This is a genomic window from Kingella sp. (in: b-proteobacteria), from assembly GCF_030527935.1.
Classification (GTDB): domain Bacteria; phylum Pseudomonadota; class Gammaproteobacteria; order Burkholderiales; family Neisseriaceae; genus Kingella_B.
Window position 1 is genome coordinate 1 of the sequence record NZ_JAUMZV010000064.1, and the last position, 7036, is coordinate 7036.

At 55.8% G+C, this 7036-nt stretch carries 6 protein-coding genes and 1 tRNA gene; 6 read left to right on the top strand and 1 reads right to left on the bottom strand.

What is annotated here, in order from left to right; translation table 11 throughout:
- Positions 1–103: 103 nt before the first annotated feature.
- Both Q4A85_RS12980 and Q4A85_RS12985 read left to right on the top strand, forming a co-directional pair.
- Positions 104–274 carry a hypothetical protein gene (locus tag Q4A85_RS12980; RefSeq protein WP_303111015.1) on the top strand — a complete coding sequence of 57 codons (171 nt, stop codon included), beginning with the start codon at positions 104–106 and terminating at the stop codon, positions 272–274.
- On the top strand, positions 228–2222 hold the full coding sequence (locus Q4A85_RS12985) for a DUF3488 and transglutaminase-like domain-containing protein (RefSeq protein ID WP_303111017.1): 1995 nt from the start codon (positions 228–230) through the stop codon (positions 2220–2222). The genes Q4A85_RS12980 and Q4A85_RS12985 overlap by 47 nt, the downstream gene beginning before the upstream one ends.
- Positions 2223–2252: 30 nt before the next feature.
- Here Q4A85_RS12985 and Q4A85_RS12990 read toward each other — a convergent pair whose 3' ends face one another.
- Positions 2253–2492 carry a hypothetical protein gene (locus tag Q4A85_RS12990; protein ID WP_303111019.1) on the bottom strand — a complete coding sequence of 80 codons (240 nt, stop codon included), beginning with the start codon at positions 2490–2492 and terminating at the stop codon, positions 2253–2255.
- 238 nt (positions 2493–2730) lie between these two features.
- On the opposite strand from Q4A85_RS12990, the gene Q4A85_RS12995 reads away from it, so the two are divergent.
- From Q4A85_RS12995 to Q4A85_RS13010, 4 genes are all read left to right on the top strand, one after another.
- A complete protein-coding gene (locus Q4A85_RS12995; RefSeq protein ID WP_303111021.1) occupies positions 2731–4383 on the top strand; it encodes a phospho-sugar mutase in 1653 nt (550 codons plus the stop codon).
- Positions 4384–4590: 207 nt separating this feature from the next.
- A complete protein-coding gene (gene deoD / locus Q4A85_RS13000) occupies positions 4591–5301 on the top strand; it encodes a purine-nucleoside phosphorylase (protein WP_303111023.1) in 711 nt (236 codons plus the stop codon).
- Positions 5302–5562: 261 nt separating this feature from the next.
- A tRNA-Glu gene (locus Q4A85_RS13005) sits at positions 5563–5635 on the top strand.
- Between the two features lie 679 nt (positions 5636–6314).
- Complete coding sequence (locus Q4A85_RS13010) at positions 6315–6983, top strand: protein-L-isoaspartate O-methyltransferase (RefSeq protein ID WP_303111025.1); 669 nt, start codon at positions 6315–6317, stop codon at positions 6981–6983.
- The last annotated feature ends 53 nt before the right edge of the window (positions 6984–7036 follow it).

The window sequence follows — 7036 nt, forward strand, 5'->3', positions numbered from 1 at the left end:
CCTGAAAACAATTAGGCAGCCTGAAAACAAAAACCCGTTTTCAGGCTGCCGTGTCGGTTCTCCCCATTAAACAACGCCCCACCGTTTTCAGGCTGCCCTTGCCATGCACAAAAGCAGCCTGAACCCCACCAAAACCATTAAAATACCGCCCATTCCCTTTCAACCCATCCCAGCCCAGCTCAACCCCTTTTCAGGCTGCATCAACATTCCAACATCCACCCCCAACCATGCTTATCGCCAACCCCACCTATCTCCACGCCGACCCCGACCTTAAAGCCATTCTCGCCAACCAACTCGCGCTGTTTTGCGTGTCGCTGCCCATACTCAACGAGCTGCCCTTTGTGGTGTCCGTTATCTTTATCCTAATGATGGCGGTGCGCATCCTGCTGCTGTTTTTTGGCGTGCGCAAAATGGCAATGTGGCAGCTCGTGTTGATGCTCGCGCTGGTGGTGGCGCTGGTAATGCTGCAAGTGGGCTCGTTTGTGGGGCTGCAAGGCGGCATGGCGTTGCTACTGCTGCTGGGCGCGCTCAAATCCTACGAAGGGCACACCCGCCGCGATTGGCAAGTTGCCGCGCTGGTGCAAATTTTCCTGCTCACAGGCGCGGTGTTGTTTAACCAAAGCATGCTGGTGGGCGCGTGGGTACTCGTTTGCCTAACGCTCATCGCCGTCGCGCTCGCCATTTTAAACGAGCTAGACCCCAAAACCGCGCTGAAACAAAGCCTTATCGGCTTCGCGCTCACCCTGTTGCCGATGATTTTGCTGTTCATCACCATGCCGCGCAAAGAATCGCCGCTGTGGGGCATTCCGCAAAACCCCAGCAACCAATCCACCACAGGCATTTCCGAAAGCATGAAACCGGGCAGCATCGGCAACTTGGTGCAAAGCAACGAACCCGCCTTCACCGCCACGTTCAAAGATAACTACCGCCCCCGTCCGCAAGATTTATATTGGCGCGTGATGGTGATGATAGACCGCGACGAAATGGGCGAATGGCACGCCGCGCACGGCATGATGGACGGCGCATACCCCGCGCGTGGCAACCGCCCCACGGCAAACGTCAGCTACCAAATCGTGCTGGAAGACACCAAAGGGCGCATCCCCGCGCTGGACTACCCATCGCGCCGCCAAGACACAGGCATCCTGCAAGAGCTGGGCAACGTGCTGCGCGTGTACAGCCGCCAAGGCGTGCGCGGCATCACGCTATACGCCAACGCCACCGATGAGCTCACGCAAAAGCTAGATGCCAACGAAATGCAGCTGTACACCGCCATCTCCAACAACAACCCGCAAACCAAAGCCCTTGCCCAATCGCTCTACCAGCAAGCAGGCGGCGACACCAGCCGCTTTGTTCAGGCTGCCTACCAATATTTCAATCAACAAAAATTCGCCTACACCCTAAAACCGCCCGTGTTGCAAACAGGCAGCCCCACCGATGAATTTCTGTTCAAAACCAAGCAAGGCTTTTGCGAACACTACGCCGATGCCTTTGTAACCCTAATGCGCTCCGTGGGCGTGCCCGCCCGCGTGGTAACAGGCTACCAAGGCGGCGAATGGAACGAACAAGGCGGCTTTTGGCAAATACGCAGCAAAGATGCCCACGCATGGGCAGAAGTATGGCTGCCCGAGCGCAACGTCTGGAAGCGCGTAGACCCCACCGCCGCCGTCTCCATCAGCCGCGTGGACAGCGGCGTGGACAGCGCATTGCCCGCCGAAGAAATCAACGAACTGGTGAGCAACCTAAGCGCGTGGAACCGCTTCACCAGCCAAAGCCAAATCTACTGGCAACGCTGGGTGGTGAACTTTGACAACGCCCAGCAAAACAGCCTGTTTTCATTATTAATGCTGGGCGGCGCAAGCAAATTCAGCTCCCTGCTGCTGCTCATCATCGGCAGCGTGCCCGTGTTGATTCCCATCATCTGGTGGTGGCGACGCTCGCGCCAGCAAGACATCGCCCCGCTGGCAGACGGCTTTATGCTGCTCAAACGCCGCCTGCTGGGCAACGCCTACCCCAACCTTGCCGCGCTGGGCGCAACCGAACTCAAAGCCGAGCTAGAACAAGACAACCGCCTAACCCCCGATTTAGACCAACTGCTGCAAGACTTTATCGCGCTCAACTACGCCAGCAGCCAAGCCCCCAGCGCAACCGCCGCCCAAGCGTGGTATCGCCGTGCCCGCAGGCTGTCCAACAAATATCGCGCGAAAAGCGAATGGGCAGCCTGAAAACGATTAAGGCAGCCTGAGAACCTGTATTTACCATTTCCATAGGCAGATTTTATGCCCTAAAAACGTGGCTACTGCGTTAAAAATGCTCGCAAGGTGTCCAACCTTACTGCGCTTTTTGCCTTGTATCCGCGCTTTTATTTCATAAAATCTGCCTATGGAAATAGTGAATACAGGTTCTGAAATGAAACGTAGGGAGGGCAACTCGTTGCCCACGCCGCTCGCAAAGGCAGCTTGAAAACAGGAAACATCAACAGCCAACCAAGCCATCTCCCAAGGCAGCCTGAAAATCGGTTAAGCATCATCACAACGCCGAACGGTCTAATTTTTATCACTTAGGCAGCCTGAAAACCATCCAGCCGTAGGGTGCAGCTTGCTGCGCACGCGGTTTACAAGGCAGCCTGAAACCCAACTTAACCCATCTCAACCTCCCGCCCATTTTTCAGGCTGCCATCCCCAAAATTAAGCTAAAATCCCCCCTTTCCCAACGACTACAAAGGAAACCATCATGAACTACATCGCCCAAGCGCAAAACTGGCTCGCCCAAGACCCCGACCCCGAAACCCGCGCCGAGCTAGAAGCCCTAATCCCCGCCGCCCAAGCAGGCGATGCCGCCGCGCTCGCCGAGCTAGAAGCCCGCTTCAACGGACGCTTGCAATTTGGCACCGCAGGACTGCGCGGCAAACAACAAGCAGGCAGCATGGGCATGAACCGCGTGCTGGTTGCCCAAGCCGCCAAAGGGCTTGCCGACTACATCTTGCAGTTTGACCCCGCTGCCCCCAGCATCGTTATCGGCTACGACGGGCGCAAAAACTCCGCCATCTACGCCCGCGACACCGCCGAAATCATGGCAGCCGCAGGCATCCAAACCCGCCTGTTTCCGCGCAACCTGCCCACCCCCGTGCTCGCCTACGCCATCCAACATTTCAACACCAGCGCAGGCGTAATGGTAACCGCCAGCCACAACCCCCCCGCCGACAACGGCTACAAAGTCTATCTGGGCAAAAGCAACGGCGGCGGGCAAATCGTCTCCCCCGCCGATGAACAAATCGCCGCGCTGATAGATAAGGCCACGCAAACCCCCATCACCCAATACCCCCGCAGCAGCGACTACGAAACCCTAGGCGAAGAAGTCATCGAAGCCTACATCGCCAAAACCGCCGCCCTAGCGCAAGAGCCAGAATGCAGCCTGAATTACGTTTACACCGCCATGCACGGCGTAGGCAAAGAAGTGCTGCTCAAAACCCTAGCCGCCGCCAAGCTGCCACTGCCGCACATCGTTGCCGAGCAAGCCGACCCCGACCCCACCTTCCACACCGTCGCCTTCCCCAACCCCGAAGAAAAAGGCGCGTTAGACCTTGCCATCGCGTTAGCCAAACAACAAAACGCCGAATTGATTATCGCCAACGACCCCGATGCCGACCGCCTTGCCGTTGCCATCCCCGATGAACACGGCAACTGGAAACCCCTGCACGGCAACGTAGTCGGCTGCTATTTGGGCTGGTATCTGGCGCAAAAAAACCAAGGCAAAACAGGCACGCTCGCTTGCTCGCTCGTCTCATCGCCCGCGCTGGCGCACATCGCGCAAAAATACGGCTTTGCCAACGAAGAAACGCTCACAGGCTTCAAATACATCGCCAAAGCCCCCCATCTGCTCTACGGCTTTGAAGAAGCACTCGGCTATCTGGTTGACCCCAACAAAGTGCGCGACAAAGACGGCATCTCCGCCGCCATCGTGTTCCTAGACCTAGTACGCAGCCTGAAAGCGCAAGGCAAAACCCTGCTTGACCACGCCCGCGATTTCGCCCAAACCTTTGGCGCATACACCAGCGGACAAATCTCCATCCGCGTCAGCGACCTTGCCGACATCGGCAAACTGATGACTGCCCTGCGGCAAAATCCCCCCAGCCAAATCGGCGGGCACGCCGTAGCGCAAAGCATTGACCACCTGCAAACCGAACGCCAAAACGATATTTTGGTGTACCACCTTGCCAACGGCAGCCGCCTGATTGTGCGCCCATCGGGCACCGAGCCCAAAGTCAAATTCTATTTGGATGCAAAAGGCAGCAGCGAAGCCGACTCGCAAAACGTGCTGCAAGCGTTTGATGCCGCCGTGCGCGAAATGCTGCGCCAAGATGTTTACGGCAGACAGAATTGCTGACGGCTCGCCACGCGCATAAATCGTTTTCAGGCTGCCTTGATGGCTTGATGAGTAAACAAAGGCAGACTGAAAACCCGTTCAACAGCAAAACGTAAACCGTCAACATCATTTTCAGGCTGCCTAATCTTGTTTACCAGCATCGCTACATCGCGCCCAAGTCAGCCCGAAACACCCCCCTTTCTCAACCCAACCACAAAGGAAACCATCATGGCAACTCCCCACATCTCCGCCCCCGCAGGCGCATTCGCCGAAACCGTCCTTATGCCGGGCGACCCATTACGCGCCAAATACATCGCCGAAACCTTTTTAGAAAACGCCGAGCAAGTAACCGCCGTGCGCAATATGTATGGCTACACAGGCATATACAAAGGCAAACGCCTTTCCATCATGGCACACGGCATGGGCATCCCATCCTGCTCCATCTACACCAAAGAACTCATCACCGAATACGGCGTAAAAAACCTAATTCGCATCGGCTCGTGCGGCGCAGTATTGGACGACATCCATGTGCGCGACGTGGTCATCGGCATCGGCGCATCCACCGACAGCAATGTCAACCGCATCCGCTTCCACGGCTACGACTTCGCCGCCCTTGCCGATTTTGGCATCGTGCAAGCCCTTGTTGCCGCCGCCCAAGCGCGTGGCGTGAACGCCAAAGTGGGCAACCTATTCTCGTCCGATTTGTTCTACCACCCCGATACCCGTATGACCGAAACCCTGCGCCAATACGGCATTGTGGGCGTAGAAATGGAAGCCGCAGGCATCTACGGCGTGGCAGCAGAATTTGGCGCAAAAGCCGCCACCATCTGCACCGTGTCCGACCACATCGTGCGCGAAGAATACACCACCGCCGAAGAACGCCAACTCACGTTCAACGACATGATTACCATCGCGCTAGAAGCCGCGATTACGTTGTAAACAACCCCAAGGCAGCCTGAAACCCCATCCGTTTTCAGGCTGCCTTTAAACGCTGTTTTGACTATCGCAAAATAATACGCGTAGTGCGTGTGGCTTTGCCACGCACCGTTTAGCCAAGCCTAATGGCACATAGCAAAGCCACTTATGCCGTTATGGTTGTGATTGACCACAAAGCAGCCTGAAAACCACACAGCCCAACCCACGGCAGCCCAAGCATCCGCTTGACAGCCACCACCATCGCCGTATAATCCGCGCCTTCCCGCGCCCATCGTCTAGAGGCCTAGGACACTGCCCTTTCACGGCGGCAACAGGGGTTCGAATCCCCTTGGGCGTGCTACCACACCACACAAAACCTTGCCGACACACAGCAAGGTTTTTTTGTTTGCGCACAACCGCAAAGGCAGCCTGAAAAACAAAACCACATGACGTTCTACCAAGCAATTTTTTACGGGATAGATTGGCTTTCAGGCTGCCTAACGCTTCACGAATGTTTAATATTTAATACTACTGCCCATTCCCCTACGTCCAGCCGAACGGAGCATCCTTTTTTCGGGAAAAAGCGTGCGCTTGTCCGACGACGCACGAAGTGCGGCTAGTTCGCACGCGCCGAAAAAAGGATGCGCAGTGAGGGAAGTTCGCGCAGCGAACCTGCACGTCGGGGTCGCCTTTCTTTTGCTTTGAACCTGTATTCATTGTCCGCACGAATAGATTTTGCGTCATAAAAGCATGGATACAAGGCGCAAAGCGCAGCAAGGTGGGCACCTTGCGAGCATTTGCAACGCCGTAGCCATGTTTTTAGGGCGTGAAAGCTATCGTGTGGATGATGAATGCAGGTTCACACTTTGGCGAAGCAAAGAAAAGTAAGTGCCACGCTGGCATGAAGCGCATGGTTAAAGCTAAACAAAAAGCCAGCCACAAAGCACCAACCCATTTTCAGGCTGCCTTATCCCCCCAACCCCACCCCGCCAAAATGCTATAATCGCCCCATTTTTCACCCCACCAGAAAGCCCAATATGAACTTTGAACAAGCCCGCTTCAACATGGTAGAACAACAAATCCGCCCGTGGGATGTGCTGGATTTTGACGTGCTAGACGCGCTGCAAGACATCCCGCGCGAAATGTTTGTCCAGCCCGAGCAGCAAGGCTACGCCTATGCCGACCTTGCCCTGCCCCTGCCCAACGGCAGCCAAATGCTAGAACCCAAAATCGTTGGGCGCATGGTGCAAGGCTTGGCGTTGAAAAAACACGAGCGCGTGCTGGAAGTCGGCACAGGCTCGGGCTACGCCACCGCCGTGTTAGCCAAACTGGCTTACGATGTAACCACTTGCGACATTGACGCGCAGCAACTTGCCGCCGCCCAAGCCATCCTAAAAGGCTTGCAACTGGACAACATCCAATACAAAGCCATAGACGGCTTAAATGCCCTGCCCGCCGATGCCCATTTTGACGCGATTTACATTGGCGGCAGCCTGAAAACCATCCCGCAACAGCTTTTCGCCCACCTAAACGATGGCGGGCGCATGGTGGTGGTCGTGGGCGGCGAGCCTGTGCAACGCTGCGTGCAAATCACCCGCAATGGCGATGCATTTGGCGAAAAGGTTTTGTTTGATACGCTGATTACGCCGCTGCAAGATGGCAGCAACGCCAGCTGGTATAAAGCGACGGGAAAATTTCAGTTTTAAATTTGGGGCTGTCCTAGATAACTCAGGAAATTCACATTAAGTTAGAATTTCCC

Excerpts from the sequence above, each read along its gene's own strand:
- Q4A85_RS12980 (WP_303111015.1), top strand. The coding sequence starts at position 104 with ATGCACAAAAGCAGCCTGAACCCCACCAAAACCATTAAAATACCGCCC.
- Q4A85_RS12985 (WP_303111017.1), top strand. The coding sequence starts at position 228 with ATGCTTATCGCCAACCCCACCTATCTCCACGCCGACCCCGACCTTAAA.
- Q4A85_RS12990 (WP_303111019.1), bottom strand. The coding sequence starts at position 2,492 with ATGGCTTGGTTGGCTGTTGATGTTTCCTGTTTTCAAGCTGCCTTTGCG.
- Q4A85_RS12995 (WP_303111021.1), top strand. The coding sequence starts at position 2,731 with ATGAACTACATCGCCCAAGCGCAAAACTGGCTCGCCCAAGACCCCGAC.
- deoD (WP_303111023.1), top strand. The coding sequence starts at position 4,591 with ATGGCAACTCCCCACATCTCCGCCCCCGCAGGCGCATTCGCCGAAACC.
- Q4A85_RS13010 (WP_303111025.1), top strand. The coding sequence starts at position 6,315 with ATGAACTTTGAACAAGCCCGCTTCAACATGGTAGAACAACAAATCCGC.